Annotated in this window: 21 protein-coding genes; 19 read left to right on the forward strand and 2 right to left on the reverse strand. The window is 26.8% G+C overall.

Annotated features, from left to right (window positions below):
• Positions 1–564 precede the first annotated feature (564 nt).
• From cfbD to MBFIL_RS01840, 18 genes are all read left to right on the forward strand, one after another.
• On the forward strand, positions 565–1,659 hold the full coding sequence (gene cfbD / locus MBFIL_RS01755; RefSeq protein ID WP_066970904.1) for a Ni-sirohydrochlorin a,c-diamide reductive cyclase catalytic subunit: 1,095 nt from the start codon (positions 565–567) through the stop codon (positions 1,657–1,659).
• Between the two features lie 250 nt (positions 1,660–1,909).
• Positions 1,910–2,911, forward strand: a complete 1,002-nt coding sequence (locus MBFIL_RS01760) for a sugar phosphate nucleotidyltransferase (RefSeq protein ID WP_066970906.1) — start codon at positions 1,910–1,912, stop codon at positions 2,909–2,911.
• A 606-nt stretch (positions 2,912–3,517) separates the two neighbouring features.
• On the forward strand, positions 3,518–3,775 hold the full coding sequence (locus tag MBFIL_RS01765; RefSeq protein WP_066970908.1) for a hypothetical protein: 258 nt from the start codon (positions 3,518–3,520) through the stop codon (positions 3,773–3,775).
• A 105-nt stretch (positions 3,776–3,880) separates the two neighbouring features.
• Positions 3,881–4,204, forward strand: a complete 324-nt coding sequence (locus MBFIL_RS01770) for an energy-converting hydrogenase subunit EhaL family protein (protein WP_066970910.1) — start codon at positions 3,881–3,883, stop codon at positions 4,202–4,204.
• Positions 4,205–4,285: 81 nt separating this feature from the next.
• Positions 4,286–4,669 (forward strand): DUF1959 family protein, encoded by a 384-nt coding sequence (locus tag MBFIL_RS01775; RefSeq protein ID WP_066970912.1) that lies wholly within the window; start codon positions 4,286–4,288, stop codon positions 4,667–4,669.
• Positions 4,670–4,785: 116 nt separating this feature from the next.
• Positions 4,786–5,235 (forward strand): NADH-quinone oxidoreductase subunit B family protein, encoded by a 450-nt coding sequence (locus MBFIL_RS01780; RefSeq protein WP_066970914.1) that lies wholly within the window; start codon positions 4,786–4,788, stop codon positions 5,233–5,235.
• The gene (locus MBFIL_RS01785) at positions 5,232–6,359 is read left to right on the forward strand and encodes a hydrogenase large subunit (protein WP_066970916.1); all 1,128 of its coding nucleotides are present in this window, start codon (positions 5,232–5,234) and stop codon (positions 6,357–6,359) included. The genes MBFIL_RS01780 and MBFIL_RS01785 overlap by 4 nt, the downstream gene beginning before the upstream one ends.
• 325 nt (positions 6,360–6,684) lie before the next feature.
• Positions 6,685–7,830 (forward strand): 4Fe-4S binding protein, encoded by a 1,146-nt coding sequence (locus tag MBFIL_RS01790; RefSeq protein WP_066970918.1) that lies wholly within the window; start codon positions 6,685–6,687, stop codon positions 7,828–7,830.
• 10 nt (positions 7,831–7,840) lie between these two features.
• Entirely contained in the window at positions 7,841–9,205 is a 1,365-nt protein-coding gene (locus MBFIL_RS01795) for a 4Fe-4S binding protein (protein WP_066970920.1), read from the forward strand.
• Positions 9,206–9,573: 368 nt separating this feature from the next.
• Complete coding sequence (locus MBFIL_RS01800) at positions 9,574–10,614, forward strand: HAD hydrolase family protein (protein WP_066970922.1); 1,041 nt, start codon at positions 9,574–9,576, stop codon at positions 10,612–10,614.
• Positions 10,615–10,689: 75 nt separating this feature from the next.
• Positions 10,690–11,724: an NADAR family protein gene (locus tag MBFIL_RS01805; protein WP_066970924.1), complete on the forward strand. Its 1,035-nt coding sequence runs from the start codon at positions 10,690–10,692 to the stop codon at positions 11,722–11,724.
• Positions 11,725–11,756: 32 nt separating this feature from the next.
• Positions 11,757–12,278: an RNA 2'-phosphotransferase gene (locus MBFIL_RS01810; RefSeq protein WP_281192433.1), complete on the forward strand. Its 522-nt coding sequence runs from the start codon at positions 11,757–11,759 to the stop codon at positions 12,276–12,278.
• Between the two features lie 380 nt (positions 12,279–12,658).
• Positions 12,659–13,549 (forward strand): formylmethanofuran--tetrahydromethanopterin N-formyltransferase, encoded by an 891-nt coding sequence (locus MBFIL_RS01815; RefSeq protein WP_066970927.1) that lies wholly within the window; start codon positions 12,659–12,661, stop codon positions 13,547–13,549.
• A 68-nt stretch (positions 13,550–13,617) separates the two neighbouring features.
• Positions 13,618–14,580, forward strand: a complete 963-nt coding sequence (locus MBFIL_RS01820; protein ID WP_066970929.1) for a carbohydrate kinase family protein — start codon at positions 13,618–13,620, stop codon at positions 14,578–14,580.
• A 314-nt stretch (positions 14,581–14,894) separates the two neighbouring features.
• A complete protein-coding gene (locus MBFIL_RS01825) occupies positions 14,895–15,764 on the forward strand; it encodes a 4Fe-4S binding protein (RefSeq protein WP_066970931.1) in 870 nt (289 codons plus the stop codon).
• Positions 15,765–15,779: 15 nt separating this feature from the next.
• Entirely contained in the window at positions 15,780–16,412 is a 633-nt protein-coding gene (locus tag MBFIL_RS01830) for a CBS domain-containing protein (protein WP_066970933.1), read from the forward strand.
• A gap of 276 nt (positions 16,413–16,688) precedes the next feature.
• Positions 16,689–17,219 carry a beta-class carbonic anhydrase gene (locus MBFIL_RS01835; RefSeq protein ID WP_066970935.1) on the forward strand — a complete coding sequence of 177 codons (531 nt, stop codon included), beginning with the start codon at positions 16,689–16,691 and terminating at the stop codon, positions 17,217–17,219.
• A gap of 135 nt (positions 17,220–17,354) precedes the next feature.
• On the forward strand, positions 17,355–18,059 hold the full coding sequence (locus MBFIL_RS01840) for a hypothetical protein (protein ID WP_066970937.1): 705 nt from the start codon (positions 17,355–17,357) through the stop codon (positions 18,057–18,059).
• A gap of 31 nt (positions 18,060–18,090) precedes the next feature.
• On the opposite strand, the gene MBFIL_RS01845 is transcribed toward MBFIL_RS01840, so the two are convergent.
• A complete protein-coding gene (locus tag MBFIL_RS01845; RefSeq protein ID WP_066970938.1) occupies positions 18,091–18,519 on the reverse strand; it encodes a hypothetical protein in 429 nt (142 codons plus the stop codon).
• A 438-nt stretch (positions 18,520–18,957) separates the two neighbouring features.
• On the opposite strand from MBFIL_RS01845, the gene argH reads away from it, so the two are divergent.
• A complete protein-coding gene (argH, locus tag MBFIL_RS01850) occupies positions 18,958–20,376 on the forward strand; it encodes an argininosuccinate lyase (protein WP_066970940.1) in 1,419 nt (472 codons plus the stop codon).
• An 80-nt stretch (positions 20,377–20,456) separates the two neighbouring features.
• Here argH and MBFIL_RS01855 read toward each other — a convergent pair whose 3' ends face one another.
• Complete coding sequence (locus tag MBFIL_RS01855) at positions 20,457–21,617, reverse strand: ATPase (RefSeq protein WP_066970942.1); 1,161 nt, start codon at positions 21,615–21,617, stop codon at positions 20,457–20,459.
• Positions 21,618–21,825: the final 208 nt, after the last annotated feature.

Genomic DNA, 21,825 nt, shown 5'->3' on the forward strand with positions numbered 1-21,825 from the left:
TTAGATTTAAAAATTTTTTTTCACAGGAGGTTTTTAGACAATAATTAAACATGTAAATAGTATTTATTAACATGAATACTAAAACATTGAAAAATAAAATGACAAGAGGTAAAATTTTGACACAAACTCCAAACTTGTATAATATGTACTGGTAAATTTTCATAGTTTTTCAGTAATAGTTATAAAATTAATATTCTATTTTATTTTTCCATAACATTTAATGGAATGTATCTCTCATTACAGGAAATAAACTATATAATCATATTTATAAAATAATTGGATTAATAATTGATATATATCTATCATTGATTTTTAAATACTTTTCATGTTTCATATAGATATTTCTATATTTATTTTTAGTTATACATGTTTAAGAGGTACATTACAAGTGTATTTTTATCTAAAACTTTATAAATTCTGGTACGAATATAATAAATAATCTAATATTTTATTGCTAATCATAATGATTTAATTGGTAATTATAATATTCTAATTAGTATCCATATTATTTATATAAAAAAATAATATTTCTATAGAAATATAATTAATTTTAGAGGTGGAATAGTGCATCCTAGACCAAGTCCAATAGCTGCTTCATTATATACTCTTCGTGATTTAAATGCTGATGTTATAATACTTCATGGACCTCATGGGTGCTGCTTTAGGACTGGAAGGCTTCTTGAAAGTGATGGAGTTCGAGTTTTAACAACAGCTATGGTAGAAAATGATTTTGTATTTGGAGCTAGTGGGAAACTTGAAGAAGTACTAAAAAAAGCTGAAGAAATGTTTAAACCAAAATTAGTTGGTGTTGTTGGAACTTGTGCCAGTATGATAATAGGTGAAAACCTAAAAGAGGCAATATCTAATGTAAATATTCAAGCAATAGTTTTACCAGTTGAATCTCACGGTGGTTTTGGTGAAGGAGACAATACTGAAGGTGCAATCATTGTTTTGGAAGCAGCTAAAAAACAGGGACTAATCACTAAAGATGAGGCAGATCGCCAAACAAAAATGCTTAAACTTGCTACTGAAATAGAAAAAACAAGGGGAATGGCAAGGAAAGAATATATAAAACCTAATTTTGGAGATAATAAAGAAAAAATAGCTAGAATAATCATTAATGCGATTAAAAATAATGAAAAAATAGCTTTTGTTTTAAATGCAAAAAAAGAAACCTCTTATTTATTTAGTGATTTCTTAAATATAGATTTTTCAGCTATTAATTCTAATGAAAAGCATAATAAACCAATTATAATAGCTAATTTAGATGAAAACATAGGATTGCCCAGAATAAGGAACCATGCCCAGAATATAACGACTGAACTTAAAAATAATGGAATAGCTATCGATTATATAACTGGTGGATTAGATGAATATCCAATAACTGGGGATAGTGCTTTAAAAATACTTAAAAATAATGATTATGATTTGGTAGTTGTTGCTGGTGTTCCACATGCTTTTAAAATTGAAGAACTTAATGTTCAATCAATAGCTATTACAGATGGTCCAAGACTTGTTGAACCTTTAAAAGATATTGGTTATGACTATGTAGTTACAGAATTAGATGCTCATTCAAAGACTTTAGGAGTAGACGAAATTATAGACTCTGATTTTGGAACAATGATTAGAACAGCTATTCAATGGGAAAATGAGGAATAATTCTATAACAATTCTATAATACTTCTATAAAATATATTTAAATATTTAATTTATTTTAAACATGTCATTTGTTTATATTGAAATTGTTCAGTAAAAAATATATATGATTATTAACATAATATAAATTAATAATTATATAACTCTTAATATTTATAATATTAAAATATTATTTATAGTTCATTTTAAAATTTAATTTTAAATAGTTTTAATTTAACTTTTAAATTAGTTTTAAGAGATGGAGGATTTCAAAATGAGTGAAACTGTTGGCATGATACTTTGTGGTGGCTTTGGGAAGAGATTAAGACCAATAACTGAAAAAATTCCTAAGCCTTTAGTTGAGATTAAGGATGATTATACTATTCTTGATAAGCAATTGTTTGATTTCAAAAATGCTGGTGTGGAAGAGGTTTATCTTTTAGCTGGTTTTTTACATGAAAAAATTGAAGAGCGTTATGGGAAAGAATATAAAGGGGTTAAACTTTATTATGTTATTGAAGATGAACCTTTAGGAACATTAAATGCTATAAGACTTGGAATGGAAGCTATTGGAGATCGTCAATGTGTTATTCGTAATGGTGATGTTGTAGCTGATTTGAATATTAAGAAAATGATCCGTGAAGGTGAAAATTCTACTTATCCTTTCTTGATTTTCATAACTAAAATGCAGTCTCCCTATGGTATTGTTGAAATTACTGGAGATAAGTTAACTTCTTTTAAAGAGAAACCATTACTAGATTACTACATTAATGGTGGAGTATATTTCTCTAAAGGAGCTATTCCTTTTGGTGATTTTGAAAAAGGAGATATTGAGAAAACAGTTTTTCCTATGCTTGCAAGTGAAAATAAACTTAGCTATTATAAAGAAAATGGGTTATTCTGGATGGCTATTGATACATCAAAAGAGTTAGAGATGATTAAAAAGGAATATAAAGACAGAACTGATAAACCATGGGGATATGAGAAAATATTGGTTTATACAGAGAAATATTTAACTAAAGAGCTATATATAAGAGAAGGCTACCAAACTTCTTTCCACTATCACAATAATAAAGATGAAACAATGTACATAAACAAAGGTGCAGGTTACATCGAGTTTGAGGATAAAAAGGAATATTTTGGAGTAAACGATACAATAAGAATAGAACCAGGAGTTCGCCATTCCATTGTAGCAACTGAAAACACAACTCTACAAGAAATATCAACACCTTTCTTAGATGATACAGTAAGAGTAGATGATTTTTACACTAGATAACTAATAGTTAATATCAATAGATAATAATTGATATTACTCTTTAAATCAAATATAAATTTAATTATATAATTTATAATATAAAATCTAATTATATAATTTGTAATTGGATTTAATTATATAATTTATAATATAAAATCTAATTATATAATTTGTAATTGGATTTAATTATATAGGGGATGTTCCATAATTCAATAGATAATTAGTTAAGACTTATTTTCTTAAATAAGTATTTTGAGAGCCTTATATTGCTGATAAATTAATTATATGGATATTTAATTAGTTATATAAATTGAATTTTAGCTATTCTAATCCAGTTTATCAATATATTTTTATAAATTCTACATAGAAAGTGGCAAAAATTCTAAATATCATGAAAACATATTATATTTAAAAATGATTAAAATAACTTTGTTTTACTATATATTTAGTTAAAACGCTTAAAAATTAATTAAATAGATTTTCAACGACTTATAGAATTATGGGACATCCCCTATAAAATAAATTTAAATTTGTTTTATACCTTTAAATTTTGAAGTAACTAAATTGATAAAAAGAATAATATAACTTGAACATAAATTATTTGAATCTATTAAAAGGAAGCATATAATGAATAAAGAAAAAGATTTTTTACTATTGACTTCATTTGTAGCTATTGGAATAATAGTTCTATCTTTAGTAGTTACATTTTTTAGTGTGATAGTAGTCTGGCCTGTTGTTATATTTGCAATTATTTCATTTTTAATGATTATATTTCAGGTTTACCCAAAAATTACTTATATAAGTGAAAATTTAGAAAATATAGCATTTATCATAACTTTAATAGCTATTATAGTTTCATTTATATATCTTTACAAACCTAATTAATTTAATTAATTAATAATCCATTAAGTATTAATAATAACTTTCATAATATATTGAATTAAATATTATAAATAGTTAAGAATAAATTATTTAAAAGATGTTGATCAAATGAATGATTTAGTATATCTCATATATCTGTTGGCTTTTATTATAGGTGCTATTATAGGTTTGCTTCTTAGTTATAAAAAGCATGGTGAAGCTTTTATTTATAATAAAATTGAGATTATTCCTTTAATAATATCTATTGTTGGATGGATATTATTATTGAATTTTGGTTTACTTACATTTATTCCTTCATTTATACTTATTGCTATAGCTTTATTTTTAATAGCTATTGTATTGGGAATGCGACCAGGATATGGGAGATATGAAACTGCAATAGCTATTTTAATCTCAATAGTTATTTGGACTTTAAGTTATTTAATATTGTAATGTTACATATAAACTCATAATATTCAATAAACTTATATGATAAGCTCATACTCTATAATTAATTATTAAATTGGTGATAATGTGGAAGATCAGGAGTTATTAGAAGTTATGAAACTTAGAATTATTAGAAGTTTTAAATGGCATGATGATATTATAGTTCCATTATCTAATGAATTAAATATACTCTCTGAGGAATTTGAAAAGATTTTAATGGATAAATTAGATATGTCTGATTTAGAATCTCTTCACTCTACTCATGAATCTGCAGAAACTGATCGTTTACTTAAGCAATTGCATTTAGATTTGAGGTTGTACTGGTTTGAAGATGTACTTAAGATAATATCTTCAAAATCATCAAATTCACTTAAATTAGATTTACTTAAAAAGATTCAAAATGGACAAAAATATGATGAAGTTTTAAAAGAAGGTAGAAATAAACTTGTGTCTATTTTAAAAACGGATTAATAAATAATATTAAAAACAGATTAAATAGTTAAACTATTGTGGTTAGATTATTATTTTATAATTTACTTTAATTTAGTTTATAATTTTACAATTCAAGAGAGGATAGAGGTAACAAAATGTTAAATGCCCTTAAGGATATTGTTAGAAAAAGCTCAATTCATGTTTGTCTTATAAATTGTGGAGGATGCAATGGTTGTGATGTTGAAATAGTGGCTTTACTTTCTCCACGGTACGACCTTGAGCAATATGGTATTTATGTACATAACAATCCTCGTGAAGCTGATGTTATTTTGGTTACTGGTGCTGTTACTGATCATTGGAAAGAAAACCTTAAACGGATTTATACTAAAGTTCCTGAACCAAAAGTTGTAGTTTGTATAGGAAATTGTCCATTATCTGGGGATGTCTTTAACCAAGAAGGTGGAAAAATTAATGCACCTGTTGCTGATTTTATTCCTGTAGCTGCAGAAATACCAGGTTGTCCTCCAAGACCAAATGAAATTTTAGAAGCAATCCTTGCAGTAGGTCCAGATGCTGTTGCAAGTCGTGGGAGAGAAAAAGAATGATACTACCTCTTGGTCCAATTCATCCTTCATTTAAAGAGCCTTTAAGATTAAAAATTAAAACTCGGGGCGAACGTGTTCTTGATACTGAAATTGACTATGGTTATGTCCATAGGGGAATTGAGAAAATAATGGAAGGCAAAACTTGGCAAAAATCTATATATCTTGCTGAGCGAATATGTGGAATTTGTTCATATGAACACACTCAAACATTTGCAGAAGTAATTGAAAAAATATCTGATGTTAGAGCACCACTTAGAGCACAGTTTTTAAGAGTTATTACTAATGAATTAGATCGTATACAAAGTCATTATTTGGCTAATTCAACATTTTTTAAAGCTATTGAACATGAAACATTATTTATGTATATGTTATCATTAAGGGAACATGCAATGGATGCAATTGAATTTTTAACTGGTAACAGAGTTAATATGGGTTGGAATGTTGTTGGTGGAGTAAGAATGGATGCAAAACCAGCACATCTTAATAAAATCCTTGAAAAATTAGAGTTGATAGAAAAAGACCATCAGAGATATGCAGAAATCTTTGAAAATGGTCCACTTGTTGGTCTTAGAACAAAAGATGTTGGAAGAATGACTAAAGAAGAAGCTATTAAAGGAAGAGCAGTTGGACCAATTGGAAGGGCTTCAGGACTTAAACATGACTTAAGAGAATTGCATCATACTTATAAAGATAATCTTGAATTTAAACCGATCTGGAGAAAAGAAGGAGATAATTTTGCAAGAATTATGAATCGATTTAATGAAATTCCACAATCTATTGATTTAATAAGACAAGCTATTGAAAACTTACCCAAAGGAGACATTAGAATTCCTGTAACTATTGGCTCAGGATTTGCTGAATGGAGGAATGAAGCTCCTAGAGGTGAAGTTAGATACATGGCTGAGACTAATGGTAATCTAATAAAAAATATTTCTATTAGAACTCCAAGTATAATGAATATTGATTCATGTGCAAAATACATGTTAAAGGATGTTGCAACGGTTTCTGATGTAGTTGCAACTTATGCTTCCTCTGATCCATGTATTGCTTGTGCTGAAAGAGTAGTTATCTTAGATGTAGATAATGGAAAATCTAAAATAGCTGATATTTTTGATATAAAATAATATTTGGGGCACTGATTTCGCAAAACGATAATTTTTTATCTAACTTTCAAATTTTTTATTTTTCTGAAATCCGTGCACTAATGTCATGACTATTTAGTTTTAAATGTTTATATATTATTAATTTCATACAATATAGCTAAAATAAAGAAAATTAAAGCTTAATTAGATAGATAACGAAATATTTAAAACCATAATATTAAATTGTCATGACACTAAATAATAAGTTAGGATTATACATAAACTATTAAGCATACAATAAAAATTATATAGATTTACATAATGAATGCTTTATTAATAATAAAAAAATAATTTCAATTGGTGAATTATGTCTTCTGTAATTTGGTATCTATATGAATTTGCAAGGAAATCTTGGGTTGAAGGATTTGCTAATGCAAAATCCCAACATGATATTGTAGAAAAACCTGATAGATTTAGAGATTTCCCTAGAGTTCAAAAAGAGTATTGTATTGGATGTGGAGCATGTACATTATCTTGCCCTTCCCCTCATGCTATAAAATTAATTAGGGAGGAAGATACTGAAGACACAGTTGGACTAACTTACCCTGTGATTGATAATAGAGGATGTATTAGATGTGGTTTCTGTGCTGAAGTATGTCCAACAGACCCTAAAACAATTCTTTGTGGTGAAAATCATTTAATTAGAGAAGAATTTAATATTATTCCTTCAAAGAGAAAATATGTGGTAGATAACTTTTTATGTATTAAATGTAAAAAATGTATAAGGTCATGTCGAGTAGATGCGATTTCTGAAATAAATAATAAAGTTGTAGTTGATCAAGGAAAGTGTATATCTTGTGGAGACTGTTTAGATGTTTGCCCAGTAAAAGGAGCTATGAAAGGCATTTTTGTAGAAACTATCGAAGATCAAAAACAAATTATAAAAATAGCAGTTAATGGGTTAAGCGAATATATAGAAAGTAAACGAGAAGAATTAGATGTACTTGATGATAACACAATACTCAAGCTCCAATTCCCATTATCTAAAATTTGGAATGATATAATAGCTATTGTTCCTGATATTGAAATAGCTAATGAAGTAGTTACTAATGCAATAAATAGATTAATGATTAGATTAATCACATGGGATGAAGATAATTGTAAAGCATGTCAATTATGTGTAAAAGAATGCCCAACTGGAGCTATTACTTTTCTAGAAGATGAAAATAAAGCAACTCATAATAAAGACAAATGCTTAAGATGTAGTATATGCTATCAAACATGTCCTTTTTCTGTTGTAAGATATTTTGTAGTTAAATTTTCTTTAACTGATAATAATGAGGATAAGGATAAAATAATTCGTCCAGTGAATGAGGATGATGAATCAATTAAAAGTTCAGTTAATGATTCAACAGGTAATTCAGATAGTCTGGGTTCATTAGATGAAATTAATAATAAAGTTATTCTAATTACAGTTAGGTCTTCTCAATTATCCAGTAATGTTTTTATCTAATGGTGATTATATGGTTGAAGTTTCTGATAAAAAATGCTTTAGGTCTCTTCGTGATGTTAAAGTGGACTATGAGATTAATAATGAAAAATGTAAGCATTGTATGGATAAGCCATGTATTCCATCTTGCCCAGTTAGTGCAGTATATATAGACTCAGATGAAAATTATACAAAGATAAATGAAAGGTGCATTGGATGTGTTATATGTAGGGAAGCTTGTCCTTATGATGCAATATCTATGGATACAGTTCTTGCAAAACCAATATTGGAGAATGTTCCAAATATCAATGTTAAACTTTGTAGATCTTGTGGTGCATGTGTACAAGCATGTAAATCTGGGGCAGTTCACCTTGCATCATCAGGGCATGAGGAAGTTCATAGTGAAATTGATGAAGATAAATGTGTTAGATGTGGTTACTGTGCAAGATTCTGTCCAACAGATGCAATTAAATATGGGGAAATATTACCAAGAACAGTTTCTGGTGGAAAAGCAATTGTTGTAAATCAGAAGAAGTGTATAGGGTGCATGACCTGTACAAGGATTTGTCCATCAAAAGGAGCTATTAATGTTGGAAATGTTAGTAAATTGCCATATATTAATCCATCTTACTGTGCAAGATGTGAAGAATGTATGAATGCATGTCCAACAACAGCTATTAAATATTCTTCAAGAAAAAAAGCTTATTCTCAGTTTAGTCAAATTAAATCCTTAGAAATCGTAAGGGAAATATTAAACACAGATACAATAAATATCGCACGAAATGTTGCAAAAATAGATTCTTTATTAAATAAAATATCAAGGAGTTTATCTACTGACCACAATGAAGACGAATTTGAAGTTGAAATCACAGATTTAATAATGAATAAAATAAATTATTCTTTCCATAATGACCTTACAAAAGAATTAGAAATTTCTATTGTAGAATTTAAAGATATAATAGAATATTTCCCACCAATACGCAAAATAAATCTTAGTACTGATAAATGTATAGGTTGTGGGGAATGTATGAATGTTTGTCCAACTAAATGTATACACATTGAGGTACCTGCACCAGCTATTATTGGTGAGGACTGTGTTTACTGTGGAAAATGCATACCAATCTGTCCAGTTGATGCAATAGACTTAAAAGAAGAATTCTTCACTACAAAAGAAAATAGCATTTACTTTAAAAGAAGAACAATCAAAGGTTTAAGAAATGGAACTTTCTTAATATCTAATGATGCATGCCAATCTTGTGGTATTTGTATTAATAAGTGTTCAGTTGATGCATTATCTATGGAAAAGGACGTAGTGAGTTGTGATGAAGACAAATGTATTTACTGTAGAGAATGTGAATCGTTATGTCCAGTAAATGCAATTAAAATATGCATTAAATGATTATATTTAGTTTATTAACTTAGTTATTGTTCTTTTACTTATGTATCCAAACTTAAAGTATATACATATTTTAATTACACATATTTTAATTATGCATATTATCATGTTATTTTTAAATAAATCTGAATATTAAAAAATAATTTTTATATTTTTATTTGAGTTTATCAATATACTATTATTTTATTTTTCAAGGACTATTGCCGTGACCATTTAATTTTAAATGTTTATATATTATTAATTTCACATCATATGGCTGAATAAAGAAAATTAAAATTTAATTAAAAAGATAACAAAATATTTAAAAAGATAATGCTAAATTGTCATAACATTATATTTAATATTGTTAAATTTTGCTGGAGGTTAAGCTAATGAGTAATAGGGCATTTATCACAGATTGTGAAGGACCAATTTCATTAAATGATAATGCATTTGAATTATGTGCAAAATTTATTGAAAATGGGGAGGAATTCTTTAAAAAAGTAAGTAGTTTTGATGATTATATTATAGATGAAGTAAAAAAAGAAAATTATAATGCTGGTGATACATTAAAATTAATAGCTCCATTTTTAAAAGCCTACGGTCTAACAAATGAGAAAATAACAGAATTTTCTAGAAAAAATATTTCATTAGTAAATGGTGCAAAAAGAACTATGGAAATAGCTAATGATAACACTTATTCATTCATAGTAAGTACAAGTTATGGTCAATATATTGAAGCACTATGTAATGAAATTGATTTTCCATTTGAAAACACATTTTTCACAGAGTTAAATATAGATGGGGTTGAACTTTTAGAAGAAGAAAAAGAAATTTTACTTTCACTTACAAGTAAAATTTTAGAATCTGATTTTGAGAAATTAGAAAAAATATTCTTTGAAGAGATTCCAAAATTAAATATATACAAACTTACTGAAAGTGTTAAAACAGTAGGTGGTCTAGGTAAAAAAATAGCTATCGATAAAATATTAAATTATGAAGATTTAAATTTAGCTCCTAATAGGATAATGTACATTGGAGATAGTATCACTGATGTAGAACCATTACAGTTTGTAAAAGAAAATAAAGGGATAGCTATTTCATTTAATGGAAATGAATACGCACTTAAAAATGCGGAAATAGCTATTATATCAAACCACACATCTATAACTTCAGTATTTGCAGACCTTCATTCAAGATTTAGCAGGGAATATATATTGGAATTTGTAAAAGCATATTCTGCGGATCCTAAAAGAACATTCGAAAGTTTCAGAACAAAATTTTGGATAGTTGATATTTTTAAAGATGCATTTAAAGGAAAAGAACTCCCGATTATTGAATTAATAACTGAAGATAATTTTGATGAACTCCTTGAAAAAAGCTTATCTATGCGAAAAAATATTAGAGGAATATCTATTGGGGAATTAAGTTAATTTAAAGTTTTTCAAAAAAGAAACTATTTTATTTATCTTCTTTTAGTTCAACAAATGAATTCATGAGGTGAATAAATGAATGAATTCACATTTAAAAATCCCATGGCTCCATTATGGATAATGTATCCTGAAATACCTCAATTTAGTATTGGTTGGCGTATGGGCTATGGTGAACAGTATCTCATTGATTTTAATAATTGGTTTAAAGAATTATCGAAATTAGAAAAAATTGAATATGCTAAATTATTTCCTGCTCCTAAAATATGGATAAATTATTATAATTTTAATTATAACAATAAAAGTCATGATTTTGAAGATTTAGATGATTATTGGATTGAAACAGTCCAGTTATGGAATAAAAAAGGAGATATGAAATATAATTTGGCAGATATGATCGAAAAATTCACTAATGCTAACAATAGTGGTAATAACACTAATAATAGTAATAACCACAATCTTGATTTCATTTTCTTCTGGAAACCTCAGAATAATACTAATAATACTACTAATAATAATACTACTAATAATAATACTAACAATAATAATAGTAATAGTAGTAATACTAATACTAATAGTAATAGTAGTAATACTAATATTGATGAATCTTTTTTAAGCCAATGGCAAAAAAGTTATTTCACTTTTGATGTATATGAATATAATTGTGCTGAACAATATATGATGGCTGAAAAAGCGAGAATATTTAAAGATGAGGATAATCTCGAAAAAATAATGATTTGTGATTCTCCAAATGAAATGAAATCTTTAGGTAGGGAAGTTCAAAATTTTAATAGTGAATTATGGGATAAAGTAAAATATTCTATTGTTTTAAATGGTAATTATCATAAATTCTCTCAAAATAATGAATTGAGGAATTATTTAATTTCAACTGGAGATAAGCTACTTGTTGAAGCAAGTTCTTATGACAAAATTTGGGGAATTGGATTTGAAAGTGATGAAGTTGAAGCTAAAAATCCTAATTTATGGAAAGGTCAAAACCTTATAGGCTTTGCTTTAATGGAAGTTAGGGATGAATTAAAAGGAGTTTATAAATACTATAACCAGATTAATTGGGAATTTATTAATAGGAAATATAATTTAAAAAGATATTAACTATTGGAGGAGATATAATAAATAAAAAAAGGATTAGTAAATTTCTAAGTCTTGTGCTTAGACATGCTCCTGAAACAATTTATCTAGATATGGATGAAAATGGTTGGATTGAGGTTGATCAACTTATTAATAATGCGAAAAAGTATAGTAATCTTTACCTAACATTTGAGATAATAGAAAATATTATAAACACTAATGATAAACAGAGATTCACATTTAATTCAACAAAAAGAAAAATCCGAGCTAATCAAGGTCATAGTATTAGTATTGATTTACAATTAGAAAGTAGAGTTCCTCCAGATATTCTATTTCATGGAACAACAAAAAGATTTTTAGATTCTATTCTTGAAAAGGGATTAAAATCAATGTCTCATCAACATGTACACTTATCAGAAAATGAAAAAACAGCAATTAATGTTGGGAAAAGACGTGGACAACCAGTTGTGTTAATTATTGATGGAAAAAAGATGTATGAAAAAGGATATGAATTTTTCTTATCAAAGAACAAAGTTTGGCTGGTGAATCATGTTCCTCCTGAATTTATAGATATTTAAACTTTAGAAATGAGAAATTAAAGATTTTTTCTAACTTAACATATCAGACTCTTTAATAATTATTTTTTAAGTCATATACATGAATTTTAAGAGATTTGAGGTAGGATCTATCTGTAAATTTCTATTTTATGGATATTGGAAGGTTGAGTATTGCTTTGAAGTATTGTATAACTTTTGTATACAACAATCTTTTTAAAGAAAATCTGTAATTCATAATAAGTAGAGATTCATTTTTATAAATGAATTTAACCTTTGATTATCATAGTTATAAAATATTACATGTAAATATCCGTAAATCTTAAACAGAAAAACATGGAAAAGTTTAATTATCATGAATATCATATATAATTCAATTAATAAATTAGTCTAAGGTATTTTAAATGAATAAAAAATATGAAATCGTTGAAGATACATTTTTTGAAAGTTTTAAAGGATTTTTTGTCAGATTGCTTATTACTGCAGATCATGAAGATATTTTAAAACAAGCAGCTTATGATTCTACAGCAACTCCTGGTGCAGTTATTGGTAGAGTTGAAGGAGGAGTAGAATGCTTTGTTGATAAAAATAAAACTCCTGATGGTAGAATTGGAGCTATTGCTCAATATTGGTTTGGTTTAGACAATATTGATAAATTTGAGGTTGAATTGTCTTACAGGATTCGTCAAGACATTCTTGTTAAACCATTTACAAGTGTATTTAATATGACACCGAACCCTAAAGGTTTCATTGGAACTATGAAACAAGTAGGGCATTGTGGAGATGGTTATGAATGGCATGAGGAAATTTATGGTAGGAAAATGATTAATGTTCCTATTGCAGTTCCTGATTTTAAAATAGAATCTAAAATTGCTTATAGTGAAGGTGTTATGGGTGCTAATTTCTGGTATATGTGCAGTGAAAAAGATGCAGTAGTTGAAGCAGGAAAAATAGCTATCGAAGCAATTGGTGAAGTTGAAGGGGCGATTGCTCCTTTTGGAATATGTTCTGCTGCTTCAAAAGTTGAAACAAATTATCCTTGGATTGGACCTACAACTAACCACTATTACTGCCCATCCCTTAAGAAAAAAATAGTTGAAGTGTCAAAAGTTCCAGAAGATGTTAATTATATTCCTGAAATAGTTATTAATGGAATCAATCAAGAAACTGTCGAAAAAGCTGTTAAAATAGCTATTGATTCAATAATTGACATTGAAGGCATTGTTAAAATTTCTGCAGGGAACTTCAATGGTCAACTTGGGGATTTAAAGATTAATTTACTGGATATTTTATAAATCTTAATAGCTATTACTTTTTAGTATAAAATGAATAGATAACTATAATATATTATTTGAGGATTATCATGAGATTTTTAAAGGAAAAATATGATATTGATGTAATAGGTTTTGGAGCTTTAAATATGGATAATTATTTCCATGTTGACGAAATTGCAGTTTCTGATAGTGAAAGTCAGATTATAAATAAAGATTCAAGTTGTGGGGGCTCAGCAGCTAACACAATAATTGGGCTTTCACATTTAAATATCAATACTTCTTATATTGGTAAAATAGCTGAAGATGATGAAGGTGAAACTTTAGAAATGAACCTAATTTCATCTGGAGTGTATTTAAACAATCTACTTTACGAAAGTAATGGTTCTTCGGGTAAAGTATATGATTTTTTAGATGAAAATGGAAATAGGGCTCTTTATGTGGATCCTGGAGTTAATGATGAAATATCTATTGATGAAATAGATATTAATAATGTGAAAGATTCTAAGATAATTCATTATTCTTCATTTGTAGGAAATTCTTTTAATGCTCAAAATGATTTAATTGATTTGTTACCAGCTTCTATTATTTTAAGTTTTGATCCTGGAAGAGTATATGTTAAAAAAGGACTGCAGGCACTTGAAAAAATATTAAAAAGAACTAATATTCTTCTTATTAATGAAATAGAACTTGGAATGTTATTTAATATTGATAACGATAATAAAGATAATGAAAATTATAAAAAAATAGCAAAAAAAGCTTTAGAATATGGAATTGAATATGTTATTGTGAAAAGAGGAGCATATGGTGTTTATGGTCTCACTTTTGAGGAGGAAGTTGAAGTTTCATCTTTTAAAGTCGATGTTGTAGATACTACTGCTGCAGGAGACTTATTTAACACAGGATTCTTGTATTCTTATCTCAAAAATTATTCTTTAAAGAAATCTTGTACAATTGCTAATTGGATAGCTTCTAAATCTGTTGAAAATATAGGATTACTTGGAATTCCTAATTTAAATGAGTTAAATAAATTTGAAAGAGAATTAGATAATTAACATAATACTTAAATGTTCAATTTTTTATCAGATTAAAATATAAAACTTTAAATTATTGTATTTAGATAATTATAATATCTGTGATTAGTTAATAACAAATAAAATTAATATCTTTAATAATTAAATAAATTGATTGCATAATTAATTAATATCTTTAATAATTAAATAAATTGATTGCATAATTAATTAATATCTTTAATTTTGATTAATTCATAAGAAATATCTAGAAAAAAATATATAATTAAATAAAATATTTTTAATTGACTATTTCATGAAATATATTAATAATTAATTCGACTCTTGGAGTTTTTAGAATGGAGTTAACATTTAAAAAACAGATAGAAACTTTGCGAAAAGAAGTTATTCTTAAATCTGCAGATTTAGACGATGATATTGATGATTTTAATGTAGATATTGGAGATTACACCTCAAAAGGTAAGACATTAGCTATTTCTCCACGATGTGTTAGATGTGATTTATGTGTAATTGAGTGTCCAGTAGGTGCTATTAGTTCATCAACTTCTATTAGACGCTCAAGAGTCAAAGATAACTGTGTTAAATGTGAAATTTGTGCTCAAACTTGCCCAGTATCATGTATTTATGTCATGGAAACAAATTCTATAATATCTTCAGAAACTAATTTAGTATCATATAATTTAGTTGAATCGAAAGTACCTCACAGAACTCTTAAAATGGAGAAAATTAATGTTGACACTCATAAATGTGTTGCTTGTGGTACCTGTAAGAAATTTTGTCCAACTAAAGCAATAACAATAAAAAATGATGAATCTGAAGACACTGGTGAAGTTTTTGAAAGTATTAATAATGATTTAAATGAAACATTAGATAATAATTTAGATGAAACTGATTATCCTGAGTTATATAAAAAATATTCGCATGTTAAGAAAGAAATATGTATAGGGTGTGGGTCATGTGCTAATTTATGTCCTCAAAGTGCTATTTCTCTTAAAAGAACATTGGGTTCTGTTATAGTAACTAAAAATCTTCAAATCAATGAAGAGGCATGTGTAGGTTGTTATCTATGTGAAGATTCTTGTCCAGTAGATGCTATTAAATTAAAGGATGATTTGCCTGTTTTAGATGAGGATATATGTATAAGATGTAATGTATGTTCAACAAAATGTCCAGTTAATGCATTAAAATTAGAATTTTTAGATAAATAATTAAGGAGGGATTAAATGAAAGCAAAAGAAATGATGGATAAAGATTTTGTCTATGTGTCTGCAGATGATACAATTGAAGAGGTTTCCATAAAAATGGAAGCTTCCAGAAAGTTTACTACACCAGTAATTGACAGTGATAAGAAACTTATTGGTTGGATAACTTCTTTTGACATCACTAAAGGTTTAAGGGAAAATAAGAAGTTTATTCACGAAGTAATGAGTCCAAAAGAAGATATTAAATATATGCATGAAAATGATCCTTCAAGACTTGCAGTTTTAGAAACTTCAGACTCTAAATTAATTAGTATTCCTGTACTTGATGACAATGAAGTAGTTATTGGCGTTATAAGGTCATTTGACATAGTAAATACACTATCTTCTTTATATGAGGTTAAAGTATCTAAACTATACGAAGCTATGGAAAAACAACTGAAAGGAGTCAGTTGGGATGAATTGATGGAAGCCTCAGCTATCATAAGCACAAGAACTACTGGTCAAAGAATCAAACCTGGAGAATATGAACGAAGAATTAAGGATTCTACCTTTGGAGAAGCTATTTGGGCTACTGGAGGTCTTGAAAGATTTTTTGTAGGTTTAATAGCTGTGGGAGAACTGGTAATAGCTAGAAAAGTAGGAAAAGCCCGATAATTTTAAAGTGTTGATTTCATAAGTCTTTGATTTTGCAAAATCTCATAATATTCACTTGGATTAATAAACCATTAAATAGATAAGTTTATTAGTAAATTATTATTTTTTTCTTATTTTTTAATACTAATTAAATAAAATGATTATTAATTAGTAAAATACCTATTTTTTCTTACTTTTTAGATTAAGTTAATATAATTATTGCATAATTTCAATATCCATAAAATTAACTTAGATAGACTTAAATAGCTAATTATATAGATTCTACTTTAGGTTGTTATCATGTTACTTAATGAAATTATGTCAAATAATAAGAAATTTGTGGATGAATTTGAAGTTGAAAAGCTATCTCATTTACCTCAAAAGAAATTGGTTATTGTAACTTGTATGGATACTCGTTTAGTTGGGTTTTTAGAACCTGCTTTAGGTATTGGGAGAGGAGATGCGAAAATAATTAAAAATGCTGGAAATAATGTTATATGTTCTGATGTTATAAGATCTGTTGCAGCAGCTATTTTTGCACTTGGGGCAGAAGAGGTCATGTTAGTTGGGCATACTGATTGTGGAATGGCTAATTCTGATTCTGAAAAACTTAAAAACTCAATGATTGATCGTGGAATTAAAGAAAAAGATATAAATGAAGTAAATCTTAAAGAATGGATTGGAGCTATTGAAGATGAAGAATCTAATGTCTTAAAGGGGGTTGAAAAGATTAAAAATCATCCATTAATTCCGAATGATCTTCCAGTTCATGGTTTAATTATAAATCCAAATGATGGTTCATTAAAAATTCTTGTTAAAGGTTATTAATACTAACACTACTTAATCTGACTAACCTATATTATTTTAATTCTATTTTTAATATTAATTTCATTAATTTTATTATTAATTTTATCATAAATTTTATTTACTTAAAAATTTATACTAAACTTTATGAGTAGATATTTGATTATTATTGCAATATTGTTTGTTTCATCTTCTATTTTCATAGGTGTTTTTTTAGATCATGATAAAGAAATACAAGATGATAATTCTATTAATATTTTAGAGAATAATAGTTTAGGAACAGTTGAGATTGATGGTCCTTATGGGAATGTACACTCTTTAAACAAAATAGCTATTATAATTGGTGTTCATCCTCTTGAAAATAATTCTCATAGGGCAGTAGCTAATATTTTAAAAAATAAAAATAAGAGTTTAAATAATTGTTATTATATTTATAGAATCAATGTTACAAAAGATTTGAATGATTTTGATAAAAGTAGGTTAAATGGACAAGAACTTGCTAAAAATGTGGTTCCTGATATAAACATTAAAAATTATGATTTAGTTGTAGATTTTCATGCCCATAGAGGGGTTTATGAAGATTACAATTTTATTATAGCTCCATTAAACGATAAAAAGTCTAAATCAATTGGTTTAGCTATTATTCAAAATATTAGTGAAATCGGAATCTTAAAATTTGTACCTGCAACAGATGGTCATCCAAGTAGTCCAGATGATGTAACTATTCCAATAATCAACAATGGTACTTCTGCTTTGATTTATGAAACATATTTAAATGAATCAACAAATAAAACAGTTAGCTTAGTTAATAAATTCATTACAAATTTAGATGGTTTAAATAATTTAGGTAATTTTTGCTTTTAAGTGTAATTAGTTGTTTTAACCACATCACACTTTAGTTACAATTTTCCATTACAATGAGTTTACTTATTTTTATTTCATGTTCAATTTGTTTTATAAATTCTTTAATCTCATCAATATGCTCTTTTTCTTTTTTATCTTTAATCAACTTATTTGCTTTTTTAAAGGATTCTAATGCTTTATCATTAATATTAATGCTCCAATATGCAAATCCTATCCTGTAGTACCATAAATAATCATCTTTCCCATCTTTTTTAATGGATAGCAATAATTCAATGGCTTTTATAAATTCTTCACTTTTTCCAGTTATGAATACTCCACAATTATTATATGCTCTTGCTAATTGTGATTTTAATTTATAGTCTCGCTTTTCTTCTGGAACTTCAAGAATTAATTGTATGATTTCTTCAAATTGGTTATTTTCATGAAGATACTCTAATTTATTTATTAAATTTTTATCCATATCAATACCTTCTTTATATAATAGCTAATTTATTAATATTATATTTTTATTAGTTTTTATTCCTTCTATTTAAATAATATTGTGGTTTTAAAATTTTTAGAACATGATTCATTTTAGTGTATTTTTATGTATAATTTTATATTAAACGAATTTTACATTTATTTCAATCTTCTTTTACATTATCCTTAATGACTGAAAAGTATTTATATTTTGTTGAACATAAGTTAACTTTTGGTAAAGATATTTCAATTATAAGATATTATCAATCATGAACTTTTGAAAATATATATGCATGTATTAACTTATACATTGTTGATGTATATATTTATTTTTTGGAACTCAGATTTTTCATTTGTTTAATTTGTTATTGTAAAGCAGTTGGTAAATCGACTTTATATTATTGTATTGGGTCATTTTAATAAAAGTCAGGTGATTTATTTGGACATAAGAGCTGGAAGATTAGAAAAAGAAATGACAAAAAATGCTGCTGAATTTACCTCTTCTCTTGGTTTTGACCACTATATTTTTGATGCAGATGTTGAATGTAATATTGCTCACACTTCAATGCTTAAAGAAGAAGATATTATTGACAAAGATGTTGCAGATAAAATAATAAAGACATTAAATGAGTTAAAAGAAGAAGGATTTGAAGCTTTAACATTTGACTATGCAGTTGAAGACATTCACATGGCTGTTGAAAATTATGTTACTGATAAAATTGGAGATATTGCAGGATTTATGCATACTGCAAAATCAAGAAATGATCAAGTGGCAACAGATATTAGATTAGCATTAAAAATTAAAGTTCGAGAAATCCAAAAATCTATACTTAGTTTCATGGAAGGCTTAGTTGAAACGGCTCGTGAACATAAAGAAACAATAATTGTAGGATATACTCATCTTCAACATGCTCAACCAGTTACATTTGCTCATCATCTGATGGCTTATGCGCAATCATTAAAAAGAGACTATGAACGCTTAGAAGATACATATAAAAGAGTTAATATTAATCCGCTTGGCTCTGCAGCTATGGCAACCACAACTTTCCCTATAAACAGAGAAACCACAACAAATCTATTAGGTTTTGATAGCTATATGGAAAATTCAATGGATGGTGTTAGTGCTCGTGACTTTATAGCCGAAACAGTCTTTGATTTAACCATGCTCACTACTAATTTATCTAAAATATGTGAAGAATTAGTTTTATGGAGCAGTTATGAGTTTAGCTTAATTGAAATATCTGATGAATTCTCATCTACTTCATCAATCATGCCTCAAAAGAAGAATCCTGATGTAGCTGAAGTGGCAAGATCAAAATGTGCTATTATCAATGGAAATCTTGTAACAGTCTTAACTATCTTAAAGGCTATTCCATACACATACAACAGAGATTTACAAGAGTTAACTCCTCATTTATGGAATGCTTGTGAAAGTAGCCATGATATACTAAACATTGTCAAAGATATGACTTTATCTATTAAAGTTTTCAATGGTCGTGGCATAGAATTAGCTGAATCTAACTTTGCAACAGCAACAGACCTTGCAGATCTAATGGTCAAAGAAAAAAGTATACCTTTCAGAGTAGCTCATGAAATAGTAGGGAAAGTTGTAAATGAAGCATTTGACAACTGTATAATGTTAGATAATATAAATTCAGACTTCATTAATAGAATATCAGTGGATATAATTGGAGAAGAATTAAACCTATCTAATGAATCAATTAGAAAAGCATTAGATCCAGTAGAAAATGTTAAGCTTAGAAACATTCCAGGTGGACCATCACCAGAAATGGTTGAAATCGCTTGTAAAAACACAGAAACCTTTTTAGAAAAAGAATTTGAGAAATGTAATAATTAAATTCTTTTTCTCTTTAATTATTTGCTAGTATTAGTTTAGCTTATTTTAGTAATAATTATTTTAGCAATACTGGTTGATTATTAATAATGTTTAACTTTATTAAAACTCCAAATTAAATCAAGGGCTTCTCCTGGTTCTAAGGCACCTGATCTTGTTTCTCTAAGAATTCTTTGAATAGAAAATTTTCTCATATATGGATATTTTTTATGAACTTCAAATAACAATGGACAACCAAAACCACCTATTTTAGTTAAATCATAATTGGATGTTACTTGTTTTATTTCTTGTTTTGATATAGCTAATGTAGCAGGTAAATTTAGTCTATATAGATTTTTAACATTGTTTTCTGTATCAAATGTCCTGTTTTTAGTTATACATTGTGATCCAGTTGAAAGCATGTCTCCAAAAATAACAATAGGTATTTTATTATCCAATCCATATTTAAATAATGTTTCTCCAGTTTTACTTGAACATTGTCCACAAGGGTGAAATTTACCTTTTGAAAGAGATCCATCAATTACATCAGAATAATCTACTTTTATGAACTTATGTTTCACATTAAGTTTATTACATAATTTATTTATATTGTTTTTAAACTGTTTAGGGAGTATTATGGTTCCAGGGTCAACTGTAATAGCTATTGGATTGAAATTTAAATATTTAGCTATTATTAAAGAAAAACTACTATCAACACCACCAGACAATGCAACAATACATTGATGTTTATTTTCTTTATTAAATTCACTTATCTCTAAGTTATTTATAAATTTATTAAAATCAAAATTATAAATATTGTTAATTTTTTCTTCTAAAAGATTTTTAAGATTTATTAATCCATTAGATTTATCAGAATTCCATTCTAATCCTTCTTTAATAGCTATTTCTTTTTGATCTCTTATAAATGAATTTACTTTATCTAATGATAATTCCATTTTATATTTCTTTAAAATATAATCAGAATAGCTTTCAACATGTATTTTTCCAATTCCAAGCTCTTCTTTTAATCGACCTACAACCCATCCTCCTTTACCAATTATAATGGATTTATCTGACCTATCTTTAGTTATTATCCATAATTCACTATTATCATTTCTATTATTACTAATATTTTTAGTATTCTTATTTTCACTAATATTTTCATTAAATATTATATTTTTAATATTGATTTCACTATCTTCATGTCCAATTTCTTTTCTTATTTTTCTAACATGATTTTCAATTTTTTTTTGAGTATAATTCATATTAATCCTTTTTAAATTTTAATTCGCAATCACTTAACTTATTTTATAAAAATTATAGATAAAATTATATATCATAAACTACATAATTTTAAATATAATTAAAATTTTATTAAAATTTTATTAAATTACTACCTAATTATTATCCTATATTAAATATTATGTATTACACCTTGTTATAATATTTTATGTAGATGTTATTCATATTTTA

The organism is Methanobrevibacter filiformis, from assembly GCF_001639265.1.
GTDB lineage: Archaea > Methanobacteriota > Methanobacteria > Methanobacteriales > Methanobacteriaceae > Methanacia > Methanacia filiformis.

What these genes read in the sequence shown, in the direction of transcription:
- MBFIL_RS01760 (WP_066970906.1), top strand. Translation starts at nt 1,910, where the DNA reads ATGAGTGAAACTGTTGGCATGATACTTTGTGGTGGCTTTGGGAAGAGA.
- MBFIL_RS01765 (WP_066970908.1), top strand. Translation starts at nt 3,518, where the DNA reads ATGAATAAAGAAAAAGATTTTTTACTATTGACTTCATTTGTAGCTATT.
- MBFIL_RS01770 (WP_066970910.1), top strand. Translation starts at nt 3,881, where the DNA reads ATGAATGATTTAGTATATCTCATATATCTGTTGGCTTTTATTATAGGT.
- MBFIL_RS01780 (WP_066970914.1), top strand. Translation starts at nt 4,786, where the DNA reads ATGTTAAATGCCCTTAAGGATATTGTTAGAAAAAGCTCAATTCATGTT.
- MBFIL_RS01785 (WP_066970916.1), top strand. Translation starts at nt 5,232, where the DNA reads ATGATACTACCTCTTGGTCCAATTCATCCTTCATTTAAAGAGCCTTTA.
- MBFIL_RS01790 (WP_066970918.1), top strand. Translation starts at nt 6,685, where the DNA reads ATGTCTTCTGTAATTTGGTATCTATATGAATTTGCAAGGAAATCTTGG.
- MBFIL_RS01795 (WP_066970920.1), top strand. Translation starts at nt 7,841, where the DNA reads ATGGTTGAAGTTTCTGATAAAAAATGCTTTAGGTCTCTTCGTGATGTT.
- MBFIL_RS01800 (WP_066970922.1), top strand. Translation starts at nt 9,574, where the DNA reads ATGAGTAATAGGGCATTTATCACAGATTGTGAAGGACCAATTTCATTA.
- MBFIL_RS01805 (WP_066970924.1), top strand. Translation starts at nt 10,690, where the DNA reads ATGAATGAATTCACATTTAAAAATCCCATGGCTCCATTATGGATAATG.
- MBFIL_RS01815 (WP_066970927.1), top strand. Translation starts at nt 12,659, where the DNA reads ATGAATAAAAAATATGAAATCGTTGAAGATACATTTTTTGAAAGTTTT.
- MBFIL_RS01820 (WP_066970929.1), top strand. Translation starts at nt 13,618, where the DNA reads ATGAGATTTTTAAAGGAAAAATATGATATTGATGTAATAGGTTTTGGA.
- MBFIL_RS01825 (WP_066970931.1), top strand. Translation starts at nt 14,895, where the DNA reads ATGGAGTTAACATTTAAAAAACAGATAGAAACTTTGCGAAAAGAAGTT.
- MBFIL_RS01830 (WP_066970933.1), top strand. Translation starts at nt 15,780, where the DNA reads ATGAAAGCAAAAGAAATGATGGATAAAGATTTTGTCTATGTGTCTGCA.
- MBFIL_RS01845 (WP_066970938.1), bottom strand. Translation starts at nt 18,519, where the DNA reads ATGGATAAAAATTTAATAAATAAATTAGAGTATCTTCATGAAAATAAC.
- MBFIL_RS01855 (WP_066970942.1), bottom strand. Translation starts at nt 21,617, where the DNA reads ATGAATTATACTCAAAAAAAAATTGAAAATCATGTTAGAAAAATAAGA.